Annotated in this window: 13 protein-coding genes; 11 read left to right on the top strand and 2 right to left on the bottom strand. The window is 48.4% G+C overall.

Annotated elements, in window-relative coordinates:
- Positions 1-20: 20 nt before the first annotated feature.
- The 4 genes from GH808_RS06120 (at position 21) to GH808_RS06105 (ending at position 5,697) form a co-directional block, all read left to right on the top strand.
- Positions 21-1,790: an oleate hydratase gene (locus GH808_RS06120; RefSeq protein ID WP_186841898.1), complete on the top strand. Its 1,770-nt coding sequence runs from the start codon at positions 21-23 to the stop codon at positions 1,788-1,790.
- 31 nt (positions 1,791-1,821) lie between these two features.
- The gene (gene hypB / locus GH808_RS06115) at positions 1,822-2,493 is read left to right on the top strand and encodes a hydrogenase nickel incorporation protein HypB (protein WP_186841897.1); all 672 of its coding nucleotides are present in this window, start codon (positions 1,822-1,824) and stop codon (positions 2,491-2,493) included.
- 23 nt (positions 2,494-2,516) lie between these two features.
- Positions 2,517-5,177: an FAD-dependent oxidoreductase gene (locus GH808_RS06110; RefSeq protein ID WP_186841896.1), complete on the top strand. Its 2,661-nt coding sequence runs from the start codon at positions 2,517-2,519 to the stop codon at positions 5,175-5,177.
- Positions 5,178-5,355: 178 nt separating this feature from the next.
- A complete protein-coding gene (locus GH808_RS06105; protein ID WP_186841944.1) occupies positions 5,356-5,697 on the top strand; it encodes a hydrogenase maturation nickel metallochaperone HypA/HybF in 342 nt (113 codons plus the stop codon).
- A gap of 163 nt (positions 5,698-5,860) precedes the next feature.
- Here the strand turns inward: GH808_RS06105 and GH808_RS06100 are convergent, their stop codons facing one another.
- Complete coding sequence (locus GH808_RS06100; protein WP_186841895.1) at positions 5,861-7,129, bottom strand: BTAD domain-containing putative transcriptional regulator; 1,269 nt, start codon at positions 7,127-7,129, stop codon at positions 5,861-5,863.
- A gap of 250 nt (positions 7,130-7,379) precedes the next feature.
- Between GH808_RS06100 and GH808_RS06095 the strand changes: the two genes are divergently transcribed.
- The 7 genes from GH808_RS06095 (at position 7,380) to GH808_RS06065 (ending at position 17,112) form a co-directional block, all read left to right on the top strand.
- The gene (locus tag GH808_RS06095; protein ID WP_186841894.1) at positions 7,380-7,652 is read left to right on the top strand and encodes a hypothetical protein; all 273 of its coding nucleotides are present in this window, start codon (positions 7,380-7,382) and stop codon (positions 7,650-7,652) included.
- A 37-nt stretch (positions 7,653-7,689) separates the two neighbouring features.
- A complete protein-coding gene (locus tag GH808_RS06090) occupies positions 7,690-8,697 on the top strand; it encodes an aldo/keto reductase (protein ID WP_186841893.1) in 1,008 nt (335 codons plus the stop codon).
- Between the two features lie 215 nt (positions 8,698-8,912).
- A complete protein-coding gene (locus GH808_RS06085) occupies positions 8,913-9,323 on the top strand; it encodes a hypothetical protein (protein ID WP_186841892.1) in 411 nt (136 codons plus the stop codon).
- Between the two features lie 301 nt (positions 9,324-9,624).
- Positions 9,625-10,500: a PocR ligand-binding domain-containing protein gene (locus tag GH808_RS06080; RefSeq protein ID WP_186841891.1), complete on the top strand. Its 876-nt coding sequence runs from the start codon at positions 9,625-9,627 to the stop codon at positions 10,498-10,500.
- Between the two features lie 33 nt (positions 10,501-10,533).
- Positions 10,534-11,553, top strand: coding sequence for an HD domain-containing phosphohydrolase (locus GH808_RS06075; RefSeq protein WP_186841890.1), 1,020 nt, complete (start codon positions 10,534-10,536; stop codon positions 11,551-11,553).
- Between the two features lie 132 nt (positions 11,554-11,685).
- Positions 11,686-13,677, top strand: coding sequence for a serine hydrolase domain-containing protein (locus tag GH808_RS06070; protein ID WP_186841889.1), 1,992 nt, complete (start codon positions 11,686-11,688; stop codon positions 13,675-13,677).
- A 318-nt stretch (positions 13,678-13,995) separates the two neighbouring features.
- Positions 13,996-17,112 (top strand): methyl-accepting chemotaxis protein, encoded by a 3,117-nt coding sequence (locus GH808_RS06065; RefSeq protein WP_186841888.1) that lies wholly within the window; start codon positions 13,996-13,998, stop codon positions 17,110-17,112.
- Positions 17,113-17,238: 126 nt separating this feature from the next.
- On the opposite strand, the gene GH808_RS06060 is transcribed toward GH808_RS06065, so the two are convergent.
- Complete coding sequence (locus tag GH808_RS06060; protein ID WP_186841887.1) at positions 17,239-18,183, bottom strand: CHAP domain-containing protein; 945 nt, start codon at positions 18,181-18,183, stop codon at positions 17,239-17,241.
- Positions 18,184-18,403 lie beyond the last annotated feature (220 nt).

Genomic DNA, 18,403 nt, shown 5'->3' with positions numbered 1-18,403 from the left:
CTAAAATGGAGGTAATTAAAATGTACTACAGCAATGGTAATTATGAAGCATTTGCGCGTCCCCTGAAACCGGTTGACGTGGATAACAAATCCGCCTATCTGGTCGGGGCCGGTCTGGCATCCCTGGCGGCGGCCTGTTTTCTGGTGCGGGACGGTCAGATGAAGGGCGAGAATATTCATATTCTGGAAGAACTGAGTCTCCCGGGCGGCGCCTGCGACGGGATCAACGATAATCAGAAAGGGTTTATCATCCGCGGCGGACGCGAAATGGAAAATCATTTTGAATGTCTGTGGGATCTGTTTCGTTCGATTCCGTCCATCGAGACGGAAGGCGTCTCCGTTCTCGATGAATTCTATTGGCTGAACAAGGCGGATCCAAACTTTTCGCTGATGCGGGTCACCAAAAACAAGGGCCGCGATGCCCAGCTTGGCGGCAAGTTCGGACTCAGTGAACAGGCGTCCAAGGAAATGGTCACGCTGTTCATGACCAAAAATGAGGACCTGTACGATAAGCGCATCGATGAGGTGTTTTCTGAAGAGCTGCTCAATTCGAACTTCTGGCTCTACTGGCGGACTATGTTTGCCTTCCGGAACTGGCACAGTGCCCTGGAAATGAAACTCTATCTGCAGCGGTTTATCCATCACATCGGTGGATTGCCGGATCTGTCGGCGCTGAAGTTCACCAAGTACAACCAATACGAGTCGCTGATTCTGCCGATGGTCAAATATCTGGAAGCCCACGGGGTTCAGTTCCAATATGATACGCTCGTCACCAATGTTATTTTTGATATTAAAAACGGCAAAAAACGCGCCACGAAAATCATCTGCAACCATGCCGGCCGAGAGGAAGTCATTCCGCTGACGAAAAATGAACTGGTCTTCATCACCAACGGCAGTTGCACCGAAAATTCAACCCTCGGCGACGATGACCACGCCCCGGCCTTTGACAACTCCATCCGCGGTTGCTGGGAACTCTGGCGCAACATCGCCAAACAGGATCCGGCCTTCGGCAAACCCGACAAATTCTGCACCAGCACCAAAGAGACCAACTGGGAATCGGCGACTGTCACGACCCTTGACGACAGGATTCCGCCCTACATCGAGAAGATCTGCAAGCGCGATCCGTTTAGCGGCAAGGTCGTTACCGGGGGAATCGTCACAGCCCAGGATTCCAACTGGCTGTTGAGTTACACCGTGAACCGTCAGCCCCATTTCAAGGAACAGCCGAAAGACCAGCTGACGGTCTGGGTCTACGGTCTATTCTCGGAAGTGCCGGGAAACTACATCAAGAAACCGATGAAAGAATGCACCGGAGTCGAAATCACCGAAGAATGGCTTTACCATATGGGCGTGCCGGAATCCCAGATTCACGACATGGCCACCCTGTCGGCCCATACCATCCCGTGCATGATGCCCTACATTACCGCCTTCTTTATGCCCCGGACAGAAGGGGACCGACCGAAGGTAGTGCCTGATGGCAGCGAAAATTTTGCCTTCCTGGGACAATTCGCTGATACTCCCAGGGATACGGTGTTCACCACGGAATATTCAGTCAGAACCGGCATGGAGGCCGTCTATACGCTGCTGGATATCGACCGCGGTGTCCCTGAGGTGTTCAATTCCTGCTACGATGTCCGGGTCCTGCTGGATTCCACCGTCAAGATGATGGACGGCAAAAAGCCCGGCGATACAAAGCTGCCGTTTGTCATGAACTTCATCAAAAAGAAGGGTCTGCAGAAGATTTCGGGAACCGTGATCGAGGAAGTATTGCAGCGCTATAACATCATCTAGAAAATTGAAGACAGGAATGGAGAGATGAAGGATGGATAACTATAAAGTGCTCGAGATCAAACGCAGTGTTTTTGACGACAATGATCGCCAGGCGGAGCTGCTCCGAAATGAACTCAAAAAAGAGCAGACGTTTTTGCTGAATTTGATGTCATCGCCGGGTTCCGGGAAAACCACCACGGTTTTAAGAACCATCGAGGCGTTAAAAGATGAAATGACCATCGGCATTCTGGAGGCGGATATCGATTCCGATGTGGATGCCCGGACCGTTTCCGGGACTGGCACCAAAGTCATCCAGCTGCACACCGGCGGCATGTGTCATCTGGATGCCGGCATGACCCGCCAGGGATTGCTGGGACTCGGAACCGCCGACGTCGATTTAACCATTCTGGAAAATGTCGGGAATCTAGTCTGCCCGGCCGAATTTGACACCGGTGCCGTGAAAAACGCGATGATTCTGAGCGTTCCGGAAGGCGACGACAAACCGCTCAAATACCCGCTGATGTTTTCGATTGTCGACGTGCTGCTGATCAACAAGATCGATGCCGTCGATTATTTCGACTTTGATTTTGAAGCGGTGAAAGCCCGGGTGACCAAACTCAACCCGGCCATCCGGGTGATCCCGATCTCGGCCAAAACCGGCACAGGCATCGACGAATGGGCGGACTGGCTGCGTAACGAAGTCAGAATCTGGAACGGGAACTAGCAACTTCATGAGGAGGAAATGAAATGGTTAAGAAAAAGGTTCTTGAACTGGCCAATAAAATAGCTGCCGGGATTACCGGCGGCATCGTCAAAGTGAAACCAACCGATCCGGAATATCGGATTCTTGAACCCGTCACATCGGACGAAGAGGCGGAAGTCGCCCTGATGCTGGAAATCCGCCAATACAAAACGGTCGGGGAAGTTGCCAGGCGCTGCGGCCAACCGGTCGATTACGTCGAGAAAATTCTGTATAAAATGGCCCTCGACGGTTCCGTCAAGGTGGAAAAAATCGATGGCGTCGATCAATACTGCCTGGAACTGTTTGTGCCCGGCGTCATGGAATACATGGTGGTCAACAAGGAAAACGTCGCGAAGTATCCGGTCATCGCCGCCTGCTTTGAAGAATACACAAGAAAACTCGGCGGACTGATGGCCGGAAATATTCCGGTGGGGTCGGGGGTCATGCGGGTAATCCCGATTGAAAGCGCCATCGACGGCGATACGAAACGCGCCTCCTATGAGGAAATATCACACATCCTGAACAATTACGATGTTTTTTCTTCGGCGGATTGCGCCTGCCGGACCTCGATGCGATCGATCGGGGAGGGCTGCGGCCACACCATCGAAGACATGTGCATTCAGGTGGGGCCGGCCGCGGAATACTATATCCGCACCGGCAAAGGCCGACAAATCACCCGAGAACAGGCCGAAAAGGAGGGGCTGGTTCATTCGATCCCCAACCTGTCGGGACCGGGAAAGGCCATGGCCATCTGCAACTGCTGCGGCTGTTCCTGCTTCGGACTGCGCAACACCACCTTCTATCGAAATCCCGACTGGTCGCGGTCGAACTACGTGGCCCAGGTGGATAAGGACAAGTGCGTCGCCTGTGGCGAGTGCGTGGAAAACTGTCAGGCTGGCGCGGCGACGCTGGGTCAGAATTTATGCACGATCAATCCGCTGCCGGTTGCCAAGGAAAAAGATACTCCTTATGATACCCAGTGGGGCAAGGACAAATGGAACTACAACTACCGTCATCGCATCTTTGTCGAGGACAGCGGAACAAGCCCCTGCAAATCCGAATGCCCGGCACACATCGCGGTGCAGGGCTACATCAAGATGGCTGCCCAGGGCCGGTATCGGGAAGCGCTGGAGCTGATCAAAAAGGAAAATCCCTTCCCGGCCGTCTGTGGCCGCATCTGCCCGCGAAAGTGCGAATCTGCCTGCACTCGGGGCAGTCTGGACGAAGCGCTGGCCGTTGATGAGGTCAAGAAATTCGTCGCGGATCAGGATCTGCAAGCCGAGCACCGCTTTGTGCCGGAACAGCGAGCCCCACGGTCCGAAAAAATTGCCGTCATCGGCGCCGGTCCTGCCGGACTGTCCTGTGCTTATTATCTGGCGGTTGACGGCTATCCGGTCACCGTCTTTGAAAAGCAGCCGAAGCTTGGCGGCATGCTGACGCTCGGCATTCCCGCTTTCCGGCTGGGCAAGGAGATCGTCACTGCCGAGATCGACGTGCTGAAAGAACTGGGTGTGGAATTTGAAGCCGGCGTCGAAGTCGGCCGGGATATAACCCTTGCAGAACTTCGGAACGAAGGCTATCAGGCCTTTTATCTGGCCATCGGCGCCCAGACCGGTAAAAATCTGGGTCTGCCGGGAGAAGCTGCCCAGGGCGTTATGACCGGCGTCGATTTCCTGCGCAACGTCAGCCTCGGGGCGGATCTGCAGCTCACCGGCCAGACCATCGTGATCGGCGGCGGCAATGTCGCCATCGACGTGGCCCGGACGGCCGAGCGCATCGGCGCCACTTCCATCGAGCTGTTCAGCCTAGAAAGCCGGGCCGGCATGCCGGCGCTCGATGAAGAAATCGCAGAAGCCTTGTCCGAAGGCATTGCGATCAACAATTCCTGGGGACCTCAACGAATACTTCAGGAGAACGGGCAGGTCGTCGGGGTGGAATTTAAAAAATGTTTGTCTGTCATCGATGATACCGGCCGGTTCAATCCGCAATTCGATGAAAATGATACCCGGATTGTGGAAGCGGACCATGTGCTGATTTCAGTTGGTCAGGGGATGGACTGGGGCGGACTGCTGGCAGGCTCCAGTATTGAACTGAATCCCAACCGGACAGCCAAAGCGGATCCGCTTACCTACCAGACCGGCGAAGCCGATGTGTTTGTCGGCGGGGATGCCCTGACCGGTCCCAAGTTTGCCATTGATGCCATCGCGTTGGGCAAGCAGGGAGCGGTTTCAATTCACCGTTACGTCCACGGCGACAATCTGTCGATCGCCCGGGAACGGGAATACCACGCCCTGGATACGGCCAACCTGAACATGGCGGGCTATGACCGGCTGCTCCGACAGCGGGCGCTTCACGTGGACGGCAGCCGATCGAAGGAAACCTTTGACGATCTGCGTGTCACCTTTACGGAAGAACAGATCCGCAAGGAAACCGAACGCTGCCTCGGCTGCGGTGCCACCTTCGTCGATCAGTATCAGTGCGTCGGTTGCGGCGTCTGCACCACCAAATGCAAGTTTGACGCTATTTCGCTGGTCCGGAAATATGACCGTGCCGGACTGGAGCTGAAGGCCATGAAACCGGCGGTGATCAAGCACGTGATAAAACGCCAGGGCCGAATCGCCGTCAAGAACACGAAAAAATCCCTCCACTCAGTTTTTTCGAAATAAAGTGTCGAAAGCTACGCTGCCAATTTACGCGAAACAATTGTTACACGGTACGGCGGACAGTCTTACGACTGTTCGCCTACACATTACACAATTGTGTAAACTGACATCAAAGTAATAAAGGTTCAATTCGTTAGAATTTAGTTTGACTATTATCATTTAAAAAGAGAGGTGAATGCCTATGCATGAATTGGGAATTATAATGGGAGCCGTCGAGACGGTGGAGAAGTTTGCGAAAAAAAACGGCGTGACGAAAATACAGACGCTGGTGCTGCAGATTGGCGAGCTCTCGTCGATGATTCCGAAATACATCGAAGACTGTTACCCGGCCGCGGTGGAGGGAACCCTGCTACAGGATACAGAACTGAAAATCGAGATTCTGCCCGGCAATGCGATCTGCCAAAGCTGTGGCAAAGTGTTCAATCTGATCGAACATCATGACGCCTGTCCTAGCTGTGGCAGCAGCGAATGGGAAATCTTGTGCGGTAAAGAGTTCATGATCAAGGAAATCGTCGCCTGCTGAGAGAGTGACCAGAGCATTCCAAAATAATAATGATGGTCTAAAAGCGAGGGAAATCATAAAAAGATAACGATCTGTTATCTTTTTTATTTGCCTTAAATAGCATAAATGGCAAGCTGTTTTGTGATGAATAATGGAAAAGGTTACTGTTTCCTGCAGGCATCCATTAAAAATGGGCCCTTTCATTTTTGAAACTGGCTTCTGCATCATCCCGGTACTGTTGATACAATGCCTGGATTGAAGGGTTGGGTGGCTGGTCCAATTCTTTTAAGAGCAGAGCTTTCAAATCTTCATAGTGTCGGGTAAAAGCAACATAATCATCATCAAAACGAAAGACATTTAACAGCAGTTCATGATATCTCTCGTTGAGATTATCCATTTCAATCAGTTTATATAAGACCCGTTTTGTTGACAGGTAATCACGCTTGAAAAAATAATGTCTGGCCAGCGCAAATACATACTTTTCAAACCGATGTCGGTAGAAGGTAGACTGGGATGTAGCCCATGGATAATCATTTTCGGCCAGAAGGTCCCCTTCATATAATAAGATTGCCCGTTCGATATTTCGGGCTGACGCTGCATCAATCTCATTATAGGGATTCACAGCATCATTTATCATGTTTTTAAATTCACCGAGATCAGAATAAAAATGATGCTTTTCATAACAATATAAGCCATTGACGACTTCCAGGTTGAAGGTTATATTGGCAGTTTTTAAATTATTTTTGAGATTATAGATGGTGGTGTGAAGATACCTTGTGGCTTTCTCCAGCTCCACATCCGGCCATAGGGCTTCCAACAATTCGTCTTTTGAAATGAACTGGTTTTCATTCTGCAGTAAAAATGCAAACAGTTCTTCAGTTTTAGTGGTTCGCCATTTTATGGGTTTTTCCTTGAGACCGGTCAATACCCTGTATTTTCCAAATAAATATACATAAAGTTCGGGGTCTGATTTCTTTGTCGATTTTTTCTTGTTTATGATTTTATACTGATTTCGAATGGTTTCAACCAGTTTTTTCTCATGTAATTTTCGTTTGTTGATATCTCTGGATACACCAATGCCCAGAATGTGATTGGTAGGCTCATCTATTTCCAGACGTGTCGAAATTTCAATATATTTGATGGAACCATCTTTACAGTATTGTTGAAATTCGCTGAGATTATAAACAATGCTGTCACTGCGGTCGCCTTCCAGAAACCGCTGATAACGGCGAAGGAACCCGTTTTTCAGTTTCTGCAGAGATTCGGGGGTCAAACAATCTTCCAGTTTTTCCTGCATGGCCTCTTCCACGGTTAAACCTCTTAACTGGTAAATGGACGGGCTGACATACAAAAATTTCTTTGTGTTGAGATCGTAGATCCAAACACATTCTTCGAGTTTTTCTACCAGCATTTTAAAATCGATTGTTGAATGATGTGTCAGTTGTCTTAACATTGTGACTGCCTCCATATATCGTTGATTTGCGCTATGCTTGTTGAGAAGTTGTTCAGTTGATTATAGTATAATAATATTGCGGCTTACAAGATTAAATGTGAATAATTCCTGACAAATTTCTCTTCTTCTTTGGTAAAAACAAGCTCAAATCCAGTTCGTTTAAAATTCGGGGATCATCAAGAGTTAACATTGCGAGGAAAAACAAAATATCATGATGCTGCATCCGAAAAAAACGAAAGGAGACAAAGAAATGAAGGCGGAAAGAAATGATTCACAAAAAAATCAGAATGGAGGCGAGTCGTTTACCATTAAAATGCGTTTAACCACAAAGCTCATCCTTTTAACGGTACTGACACTGGCGGCGTCATCGCTTATATCATTGCTTTCCAATGCAGCGCTGGCTGGCGAATGGAAAACCCGCGGCAACGCGGATGCCTTTGCGGGCGGATTTAATTGGTGGATCATGTCCTGCATTTCCAGCAATTTTTCAATCATTTTACACAGTCCTGATGGGATATGTTAAACTAGACTAAAATCACAAATACTGGAGGAGAAAAATCATGGATCAGGTTATTTTAGGAAAAACAAAAATAAAGGTCAACAAAAATGGATTTGGGGCGCTGCCGATCCAACGGATCGAAAAAAAGGATGCCGTCTATTTGCTGCAGAAGGCCTTTTACAATGGCATGAATTACTTTGATACCGCCCGATGGTATACCGACAGTGAAGAAAAACTCGGTGCCGCTTTTTCCTGGATCAGAGAAAAAATCATTATCAGCACGAAAACAGGGGCGCAGACTGCCGATGTTTTCTGGCAGGAGCTGGAAACGAGTCTGACGAATCTGAAGACGGATTACATCGACATCTATCAGTTTCACAACCCGTCATTCTGCCCCAAACCCGGGGATGAATCCGGTCTCTATGACGCCATGCTCGAAGCAAAAAAACAGGGAAAAATACGTTTTATCGGCATCACCAACCACCGCCAGACCGTCGCCAGAAAGGCAATTGACTCTGGTCTTTACGATACGCTGCAGTTTCCGTTTTGCTATCTTGCCAGTGAAGAAGATCTCCAGATCGTTAATGACGCGAAGGCCAACGACATGGGTTTTATTGCCATGAAGGCGCTGTCGGGCGGGCTGATCACCGATTCGCAAGCCGCCTATGCCTACCTGCGACAGTTTGACCATGTGGCACCGATCTGGGGGATTCAGCGGGAAAATGAACTGGATGAATTTCTGTCCTATCAGGAAAATCCGCCCATGCTGACGGATGCGATGGAAGCGAAAATTGCGGGTGACCGGAAAGAACTGGCCGGCAATTTCTGCCGTGGCTGTGGTTACTGCATGCCCTGTCCGCAGGGCATTGAAATCAATAACTGCGCCAGAATGAGTCTGCTGCTGCGCCGTTCGCCGTCAGCCTCGCTGTTATCGGCGGAAGGGCAGGCAAAGATGAAAAAAATCGAGGACTGCATCCATTGCGATCAGTGCAAGGAAAAATGTCCCTATGGTCTGGATACCCCGGAACTGCTGCGCAAAAACTACGAGGATTATAAAACATTTCTGTAAGGCTTGAAAACCCTCCCCATCATCGGACAAGCAGATCCGAGTATCCTTTGTATACTCCACCAACATCAAATTGGCCGTCTTGTTTCTAAACTGCGTGAACAGTCGTTTTTCGGCGTGAACGGTAATTGAAATCAGTGGCTAACATTGATACAATTTTTTAAGACTGATACGAAACATCAATCTTTTTTAAAAACTTTAGCGGAGGAGAACATGTAATGGGATTATTTGATAAGTTTAAAAAAGGCAGCAAAGATATGATTAAAGGCTACGACAAGGTGAAGCTCAACAAGAAGCTGACCTATGAAGAGCTCTATGATGTGATGAAGGAGGGTACCTATCCCTGTGGCGAACCCCAGCTGACCGGCAAAGGAATCATGCACTGCATTCAGTTTCCGGCGGTTGACAAGTATGTCATCCAGATAGCCCTCAGCGGAACCACCGTTACCATCGCAAAAATCTACAGCGGTGTCGGCGGCATCCTCAAAGAGACGGTCGGTGATGCCGTGACCGGGGGCTGGTATGATGTCCTCAACGGCGAAAACATCGACCTCAATCAGATGACCCGGATCGTCGGCGAAGAGCTGACTAAGCTGTGCGGGGCTAAAGGACTGCTAAAAACCGCCTGAGCCCGATCATGCTGCGATAAACAGCGAAGCACCAATTAAAAAGCGGACTGAGTCCGCATCATAAAAAAACGTCATTCGTTAAAGGATGACGTTTTTTTATTGCCGAAAAGTGTTGCTATATTCTTGAAAATAAGGTAAAAAGGAACTAAATGAAAAATATCTCAGTCTCGATATGCGATTGACGGCTGAAAACGGGTATAATAAGCTCAGATGCGTCGCTGCTTTTGCGGGGATGGTTTAATACTTGAACATGCCGTGCGCTGATCATCGTTTTATTTTGTGTTGAGGAGAAGGAGACGCGATGGATCAAACAACGATTAACGACAAAATTATGCTTGTCAATGCCGATGGCCTTGTACTTGGAGCCAGTGCTTCCTGTGCTGATTTACTCGAGAAAGACCTTGAACAATTAACCGGTGTTTTTATTCTTGATTTGAATTTCGGATTGACTTTAACCCAGTTTTTGGCCTATTTCGAGAAGCTGAAAAAAGACAAAAAATTCGAGTTCAAAACTTATTTTTTAAGTCAAGCCAACCATATGATCAATATCGACGTGAGTGCCGTCTATGTGGATTCCCAGGCGATGGCGTTGCTGCATATTAATTTGGGGGCACCTGAGGAAGTGAAAAGTTATTATCTGAATTCCCGACATCTGGTCCTGGAAAACCCGACAACCCCCATCAATTTCAGCCTTGGAGAGGTGATGGACGCCGCCTTATTCCAGAGTATCATGGATTATTTCTATGAGTTGACGGGAATTCCGGTTGGGATTATTGACCTGAACGGGAACATCATCGTCAAAGAGGGCTGGCAGGATATCTGCGTCAAGTTTCACCGCGTCAATCCGGCCGCCTGCAAAAACTGTTTAGAAAGCGACTATGAAATTACCAAAGGGATTGCCGTGGGGGAATACCGCCAGTACAAATGCAAAAACAATCTGTGGGATATTGCGACCCCGATTTATGTCGGAAATCAGCGGATGGGCCACATATATTTGGGGCAGTTTTTTTACCAGGATGAGCCCATCGATTACGACTACTTCCGGAAACAGGCGCAGTCCTTCGGCTTTGATGAAGAAGCTTATCTGGACGCGCTGTCCCGGGTGCCGCTGTTTACCCATCGTCAGGTTGAAACGGCGATGAATTTCTATGCCGGCATGGCGAGTTACGTCTCTTAGCTCAGCTTCACCAACATCAAGATCCATGAGACCATGGATGAACTGTATAATGTGATGAACTTTCAGAATGCCGTGATGAATGCCGTCCCTGCACCGATTTTTTACAAGGATACGGATTTGCGCTTCCTCGGTGGCAATAAAGCGTTTGAGAAAGCGAGCGGACTCTGTCCCTCCGAGTATATTGGCAAAACGGCCTTTGATATTTTCACGGATGAAGAGGCTTCCGTTTATCAGCAAACCGATTTGGAACTGCTTGAGACGAAGCAAAAACAGGTCTATGAGCTGCACGTGGGGACCGCCGCCGGGGAAAAGAAGGATGTCATTTTCAACAAGGCCCTGTTCACCGATCTGATGGGAGAACCCGCCGGCATCATCGGCGTCATTCAGGACATTACGGATATCAAACACGCGGAGCAACGGCTGCTGAGGGCCAATGAAGAAATCATTGAAACTCAGAAAGAAGTCATTTATACCCTCGGTCAGATCATTGAAACCCGTTCAAAAGAGGCCGCGAAGCACGTCGTTCGCGTGGCGGAGTATTCCTATCTGATCGGGCTCAAATATGGATTAGGCAAGGAAGATGCCACGCTGCTGAAAATTGCCGCGCCGATGCATGACGTCGGCAAAATCGGCATTCCAGATCACATCTTATGCAAACCGGGCGCGCTGTCCCGGACCGAATTCGACTGTATGAAGACACAGACGACCATCGGTTACGATATCCTGAAAAAATCGCACCATAAAATCATGAAAATTGCTGGCATCATCGCCTTGAGCCATCATGAGCGGTGGGATGGTTCCGGCTACCCCAATGGGATTAGGGGTGAGAATATCAATATTTTCAGTCGCATTGTGTCCATTGCCGATGTTTTCGATGCGATCTCTCATGAACGCTGTTACAAGGAAGCCTGGCCGCTGGCCGCTGCCAAAAACTATCTGCTGGAAAATAGAGGCATCATGTTTGATCCCAGGATCACAGATTTATTCATTGAAAACTGGGAAGAACTCTTAAACATCCGCGTGGAACACTCCGATCGAGCGGCAGATAATTAAATGACCAGCATCAGAAAAAACGTCATTCGTGACCGGAATGGCGTTTTTTTACTGCAGAAAAGGGTTGCTAAATTCATAATAATAGGGTAAAAAAGAACCAACGGAAAATAGTCTGAAAGGAAAGAGATGAAAATGAGAAGAAAAATTCTGGTGTTGGGACTCAGTCTGGTCCTGATGGTTTCGGTGATGACGGGGTGCAGTCCCAAAACGGCGTCCCGCAGTTATGAAAAGACCATGGCGACGGCGCGAACGGAGATCTGGAATGCCATATCCGCCGGCGGTGCGTCCAGCGCCACTGTCGCCATTATGGACAACGGCAAAGTTGTCTATCACGAAGGCTTTGCCATGGCTGACCGAACCGCCGGGCTTGCGGTGACCACGGATACCCAGTACAATATCTGTTCGGTCAGCAAAGTGTTCACGGCGGCGGCCATCCTGCAGCTTTGCCAGGACGGAAAACTGGCGCTCGATAAACCGGTGGTCGACTACATGCCGGAGTTCACCATGCCGGACAGCCGCTACCGCGACATCACGGTCAGAATGCTGCTGAACCATAGCGCCGCCTTTCCGGGCACCTACACCAACAATGCCGAAACAACCGAACCGGACCCCAACTATACCGAAAACTTTCTGGCCTATCTGGCGGGAACTGAGCTGAAGGGTGATCCGGGCAAGATCAGCGTCTACTGCAATGACTGTTTCACCTTCGCCGAGATTCTGGTGGAAAAAGTTTCCGGCCAGTCTTTTGCCGACTATCTGGCGGCGAATATCTTCAAAAAAGCGGGCATGACAAATTCCAGCTGCAATTATAAAACGGACAACACCAACATTGCCCGGAAATACAACGAGGATGGCACTGCCGCACCGGTGGAATACATCAACAGCCTCGGTTCCGGCGGCATCGCATCGACGGCGGTGGATCTGTGCAAATACGGCCAGGCGCTGCTCGACGGCAAAATCATGAATGACGCCATGTTGGCCGAATACACCAGTCCCCAATACGGAGCGGAGACGCTACCGTCGGGAACCCCGCTTTATCCCTATGGGCTGGGCTGGGACAGCGTTTCACTGCCGGATTTTGAACTGCAGAAGGTGCGGGTGATCGGCAAAAACGGCGGGTCGCCCCAGTATAACTCGCAGCTCTATATTCTGCCTGATCAGAATATCACCGTGGCCATTGTCTTTGCCGGCAACGCCGATGTCACCGGTATCGCCAATGATATTGTCCAGGCGCTGATTGATGAAAACGGCATCGGGCAGGTTGAAGAGCTCACCAAAGTAGAGCCCACCGCCGCCACCATCCCCGCTACCATCCTGTCCAATGCCGGGATTTACGGGGATGGCTCGGCCATCATGAAAATCGACTTCAATGACGAGAAAACTGCCATGATCTACCAGAAATACAAAGATGGCGCGTTTGAAATTCAGGGCAGCTTTCCTTATCTGAGCGATGGCTATTTTCATATGCCGGCGGGCTACCGGTTCGGTTTTACCGAAAACGACGGTAAAAAACTCTTTGTGGTCTATGATTCTCTGACCGATGCGGGCTTTGTTTCAGGACAGAAACTGGAAGCCGGCGATCCGGCTCTCGACACCAGTCGCTTCAGCGGCAAATCCTGGATTCCCGTCAACCTCAGCGCCATCGATTCCAGCGCCATCGCCTGTAAAACCGGTGTGCTGGCGGAGCTGCCCGGCTATGTTTATTCTACGTCCAATCAGGGCGGCACCACCCTCTACGGTTTAAAGGACGCCACCACGACGCAGATGATACTGCCTTACGGCCGAGATCTGGCGCAGTCGGTCATCACCACGAGTGGCGGGAAAGACACCTTAACGATGATGAATTATCAAATGATGAATACCGCCGATGCAGTTTCTCTCACGAAGAGTGAGCCGATCAGCATCGGCAGCGATGGCCTGAACGTCGTCAGAAAGCTCGATCAGGACGGCACTTTCAGTGCTGACATTCCTGACGGCGGCCGCATTGTCATTTACGGACCCGATCTGCAGCCAAATTACGACAGTCTCGCCAGCGACGCCGCCGGCACCGCGGTGACGGCCGGCTCCTATCTGCTCCTGATCGGCAAGCCCGGCGATTCATTCTCCTTTGATTATCCGGTTTAGTACCCGGAAAAACCCGAAAGCTTTGCGGCGCACAGTCTATCGACAGTCTCTGCGCCGCTTTTTTATTGCCGAAAATCCCCCCGCAATCTTTATTTTCGCTCCTTGAAGCAAGACAATAACGCTACTGGTGCTTAACAAGGGGATAAAAGTTGCTCAAAAGCACAACTATTTACCCTTAATAAGTATGCAAATATGTCGATGTTTTACTCGAGCATCATGATCTAAGGTGATGCTTTTATACCGACAGTCGAAAAGAGCATGCGTCTAAAAATGGATAAGCATCGCGACAGAACAATATATAAAACAGGGAAGGAGTCAATGGCATGGGAAAAAGAGTATTCAACCGACGGAACACAAAAATTGAAAAGAATCGGAGGGCAGAAAAAGATGAATAATCAAACTTCAGAAATGATGAGCGGAAAAAAAGTTTCGCTTCTTCTTAAGCTGGTATCATTACTCGGTGCGATTCTTATTATTGGGAGTCTTATTTTGGGGATTGTAGCCGTGATGTTGTCCTCCCGGGCATTGACAGATAATACCGAGAGTTATCTGGAAGAAACGGCGGTTTCCAGTTCTAAATATGTGGGTTCAACGGTGGCCAAACAATTAGGGGAATTAACCCAGGTCGCTGAAACAGATACGGTATCATCCATGAATTGGGAGGCTCAAAAAGCCTATCTCGCGGGGAAGGTTACTGAGCTGGGCTATCTTGATATCGCAGTGATGACCCCGGATCTGATGGCTCACTATGTCGTCAGCGGCGACACAACTCAGCTGTCAGAACGGGCTGTGTATACCGATGCACTTAAAGGCACGCCGGGAATCTCCGATGTATCCATCAGCAAGGTGACCAATGGACCAGTGGTGCTGGAAGTTGCCCCAATTAAAAGCAATGGCCAGGTTGTTGGTATTCTGATGGGACGACGGGATGGCACGGCGTTGAACAGTATTACTGATAATCTCGGCGTGGGCGAAACCGGTTTTGCCTTTATTATTACCAAAGATGGCGTCATCAATGCCCATGCCGATAAACAGCTGGTGTTGGATCAGCGAAATGCTATCAAGGAAGCTGAAGAAGGCGGCGATCTGGCAAATCTGGGTAAGCAATTACAAAGCATCGATATGACCAAAGGTAATCTGATTCATTATACCTATCAGGGCGAAAAAAGAATCACTCAAATTGTTCCGATCGAGGGAACTAGCTGGTTATTGGGACTGGGAGATTATGAAAGCACCGTTTATGCCAATGTGACCAATCTTAGAACGATTCTGATTCTGATCACCTTATTAGTCGCTGTCGGTGGCAGTCTGGCCATCTATATCAGCACCAAAAGAGCCGTAGTAAATCCGATTATCGGGATTAAAGAAGCGGCGGAAAAATTAGCACTGGGTGATGTGGACGTATCCGTGGAAGTCAAGAGCACCGATGAAATAGCTGATTTGGCCATTGCCTTTAACGAAATGACAGAAAACCGTAAACAGCAGGCGGAAGCTGCCCAACGGTTGTCAGAAGGTGACTTTGGGGTGGAAATAAAACCCCTGTCGGACAAAGATGTATTGTCCTATTCGCTGATTGCCGTTATTGATGAAATGAATAAAATCTATGACGGGATCACAAAAACTGAAAAATCAATATTGGATGGACGTCTGGATTATCAGGAGAATATTGAGAATTATTCTGGCAGCTTCAGAGATCTGATTAAAGGGGTGGACTCGGTGAGTGTAGCCTATAAAAATCCATTAAAAGTGGCCTTAAAAGCGATCGAACAAATCGGAAACGGTCAGATTCCACCACGGATCACAACCGAATACAATGGCGATTTCAATGATCTTAAAAACAGTATCAACTCCTGTATTGATGGTTTAGGAGCTTTGACCGCAGGCAATGAAATTCTGGCGCTGATGAGCAAAAATGATCTCACCCAAAGAATTGAAGCCGATTATTCCGGGATTTACGGAGAAATTGCTCAATCTATTAATACCATTCAAGATTCCTTAATGATCATGGTCAATGCTGTGGACGATATCTCAAACGGTGATATGAAAATGCTGGCTGGGTTAAAGGCAACTGGCAGAAACAGTGAAAATGATCAATTGATTCCAGGCTTTATTAAGCTGATGGAAAACATCATCATGCTGCTTGAAGAATCTGATAGTATGGCCCAAGCTGCGGTGGCAGGCGATCTGAATAACCGGGCTGACGCGACACGGTTCCCGGGCGATTATGCCAAGGTAATCAACGGCTTCAACAATACCCTGGATGCTTTGACTGAACCAATGCAGGAAGCATCCCAGGTACTTAACGAACTGGCTCAGGGTAATCTCAGTATTGCGATGACCGGCGATTACCTGGGACAAAACGGTCAGATCAAAGAAGATATGAATAAAACCATTACCTTTCTGAAACAATATGTTCAGGAAATCTCCGAAACTCTGGAAAAAGTCAGCAATGGCGATTTCAATCAGGAAATCACTGCTGAATATCTGGGGGACTTTGTCAATATCAAATATGCCATTAACGATATCACCGCCCACCTCAGTGAAATTCTGACAGAAATCGGGAACTCGGCAAACCAGGTGGAAGCGGGATCCCGACAGATATCCGATGGCGGCCAGGCGCTGGCCCAGGGGACAACTGAACAGGCAAGTGCGATCCAGCAATTGTCAGCCTCCATTGATGAAGTGGCTGAAGAAACCAAGAAAAATGCTCAAAACGCCAACGACGCCAATGAACGGACGCTTGAAGTTCGGGCGACGGCTGAAGCAGGTAACAAACAAATGGGAGACATGGTCAATGCCATGGAAGAAATCAATGAATCCTCCAATAATATTTCCAAGATTATTAAAGTCATTGATGATATCGCATTCCAAACCAATATTCTGGCTCTCAATGCGGCAGTTGAAGCGGCTCGGGCAGGTCAGCATGGAAAAGGTTTTGCGGTAGTAGCTGAAGAAGTTCGTACATTGGCAGCCCGGAGTGCGGAAGCCGCCCAGGAAACAACTGGCTTGATTGAAGGCTCCATTGACAAGGTAGAAGCCGGCACAAAAATTGCCAATGACACTGCCGAAAGTCTGGAAGGTATTTTAAAATCAGTTGCAAAAGTAACCGATCTGGTCAGCAACATTGCGATGGCATCCAATGATCAGGCCACCAGCATTGCTCAGATCACTCAGGGGATTGAACAGGTTTCCCAGGTGGTTCAGACCAATTCGGCAACAGCTGAAGAAAGCGCCGCTGCCAGCGAAGAATTATCAGGTCAGGCAGAATTGCTGAAGAATATGGTTTCAGAGTTTAAGCTGAAAGCGAAGACGGGTCATGCAAACAGCTCACGACAGACGGTTTCTTCATCCTCTCTGGAAAAAGCGGTACAAGTTAGCCCACAAACGGAAAAACCGCTGATTGTGCTGGATGATATGGAAATGGATAAGTACTAAAAGTGGTTCTGATGGTTTATCATCATCAGGTTATCCTGAAAAATAGCTAATAACCAGCAAAAAAATAAAAAAACCTTCCAGTGACGTCGATTGACGTTCAACTGGAAGGTTTTTTTGGTGAAGTTATTAGCTATTGAGAGCTACTTCACCCAGGCTGGTAAAAGTGTCGGCTCTTGTGATTGATGTACCAATCATACTATATAAACCGGCTTTGTCGTAGGCATAGACATGAACTTTGTAGTCGCCCAGCTCGTTATTGTGTTCACTGTAGGGAATATAACAGCTGGCCACGTTACCTTCAACGGTTCCTTCATGCCAGATTAAATCATCCTGACCACCGTTTTCGGTCCAGACAGGAAAGTTAACCTTAGTGACGCCACTTAAATCATCAGAAACGAGGGCAGTAACTCGGATTCCTTTTCCTTCAAAATCGGTGACAAGTACATCAGATAATCCCGGCGGGGTTGTATCGGATGCGGCATCAATATAATCGCCAATGTAGATGTAACCCTGGAATCCACCCACTGAGGTTGAATCTTCAGCACCGATTGTATAGGTGTAGTTTTGGAAGTAGATACCGCTATAAGTTGATTCGGAAAGCGTGACAGTGTCCCCATTGATGGCTTCAACAATTGCTACATGGCCGTCTGAACTGCCGCCCCAACAGATAACTGCGCCAAGTTTGGGGGTGGAACCGGATGGATAATAACCCGTGCTCAGGTTATAGGCCCACCAGGAATTAGCATTACCCATGCCCAAATTGGGTTTGGTTCCCAAAATTTCATAAGCCCGGCCAAAGGCATAAGCAGTACAGTTTGGCATACCATATCCGCCTTGAGCATATGGATTATCAGCAAAGAAATAGGTATTATCGGAACCAGGCGCAGTGGTTCGTGCTGAAAATAGGTTTGGCAGGGAAGCTGCTGATTCGGCCTGAACAGTTTCAACAGCCTGGGCAATTTGTGTTACATCTACGGTTTGTTCTTCTGCCATTACTGGACCAGGCACTACGCCCAGACAAAAAACAAAGGCAAGACTCACACATACACTTTTTATTAAATTTTTCTTCATTTGACCTCCGTTGTCAATACATGATGGTGTCACGGTGACGTTTGTGACTTAAATACATCATTGATCGTTGCAATTTATTTACAAATTGGCAATGTGAATAATACATTATGCCCGGTAATTTTGCAAGTTTGGGTTAAATTCATTTAAGAAACAAGAGCAATCAAATTGGTTAGTTTGTTTTTGAGGGAAAGAAGAATGGTATAATAATAGGAAATACTAC

Source organism: Acetobacterium fimetarium (assembly GCF_014284475.1).
Lineage (GTDB): Bacteria > Bacillota > Clostridia > Eubacteriales > Eubacteriaceae > Acetobacterium > Acetobacterium fimetarium.
The sequence above is the reverse complement of the archived record's forward strand: the minus strand, read 5'-3'. Positions and strand labels throughout refer to the sequence as shown.

What these genes read in the sequence shown, in the direction of transcription:
- GH808_RS06100 (WP_186841895.1), bottom strand. Translation starts at nt 7,129, where the DNA reads ATGTTAAGACAACTGACACATCATTCAACAATCGATTTTAAAATGCTG.
- GH808_RS06120 (WP_186841898.1), top strand. Translation starts at nt 21, where the DNA reads ATGTACTACAGCAATGGTAATTATGAAGCATTTGCGCGTCCCCTGAAA.
- GH808_RS06085 (WP_186841892.1), top strand. Translation starts at nt 8,913, where the DNA reads ATGGGATTATTTGATAAGTTTAAAAAAGGCAGCAAAGATATGATTAAA.
- GH808_RS06070 (WP_186841889.1), top strand. Translation starts at nt 11,686, where the DNA reads ATGAGAAGAAAAATTCTGGTGTTGGGACTCAGTCTGGTCCTGATGGTT.
- GH808_RS06105 (WP_186841944.1), top strand. Translation starts at nt 5,356, where the DNA reads ATGCATGAATTGGGAATTATAATGGGAGCCGTCGAGACGGTGGAGAAG.
- GH808_RS06080 (WP_186841891.1), top strand. Translation starts at nt 9,625, where the DNA reads ATGGATCAAACAACGATTAACGACAAAATTATGCTTGTCAATGCCGAT.
- GH808_RS06075 (WP_186841890.1), top strand. Translation starts at nt 10,534, where the DNA reads ATGGATGAACTGTATAATGTGATGAACTTTCAGAATGCCGTGATGAAT.
- GH808_RS06110 (WP_186841896.1), top strand. Translation starts at nt 2,517, where the DNA reads ATGGTTAAGAAAAAGGTTCTTGAACTGGCCAATAAAATAGCTGCCGGG.
- GH808_RS06090 (WP_186841893.1), top strand. Translation starts at nt 7,690, where the DNA reads ATGGATCAGGTTATTTTAGGAAAAACAAAAATAAAGGTCAACAAAAAT.
- hypB (WP_186841897.1), top strand. Translation starts at nt 1,822, where the DNA reads ATGGATAACTATAAAGTGCTCGAGATCAAACGCAGTGTTTTTGACGAC.
- GH808_RS06065 (WP_186841888.1), top strand. Translation starts at nt 13,996, where the DNA reads ATGGCATGGGAAAAAGAGTATTCAACCGACGGAACACAAAAATTGAAA.
- GH808_RS06060 (WP_186841887.1), bottom strand. Translation starts at nt 18,183, where the DNA reads ATGAAGAAAAATTTAATAAAAAGTGTATGTGTGAGTCTTGCCTTTGTT.
- GH808_RS06095 (WP_186841894.1), top strand. Translation starts at nt 7,380, where the DNA reads ATGAAGGCGGAAAGAAATGATTCACAAAAAAATCAGAATGGAGGCGAG.